A 288-nucleotide genomic window follows, 5' to 3' on the forward strand; every position below is an offset into this window, starting at 1 on the left:
GATCCACGTCGACGGCGAGGGCACCCTGATCACCACCGAGGAGTGCCTGCTCAACCCCAACCGCAATCCGGGCCTGAGCAAGGCCGACCTGGAACGGTTGCTGGGCGACTTCCTAGGGATCCGCAAGGTCATCTGGCTGCCGCGGGGCTGCTACCAGGACGAGACCGACGGCCACGTCGACAACCTGTGCTGCTTCGTCGCCCCCGGCGAGGTCGCACTGACCTGGACCGACGACGAGAGCGACCCACAGCACGCCATCTCCCGCGAGGCGCTGGAAATCCTCGAGAG

At 67.0% G+C, this 288-nt stretch carries 1 protein-coding gene; it reads left to right on the forward strand.

What is annotated here, in order from left to right; all coding sequences use genetic code 11:
* Positions 1 to 288 (forward strand): agmatine deiminase family protein (locus tag LD028_RS08780; RefSeq protein WP_237811589.1); only part of this gene is annotated, 288 nt, incomplete at both ends.

This window comes from Anoxybacillus sp. LAT27 (assembly GCF_022030075.1).
Lineage (GTDB): Bacteria > Bacillota > Bacilli > Bacillales > Anoxybacillaceae > Anoxybacillus > Anoxybacillus kestanbolensis.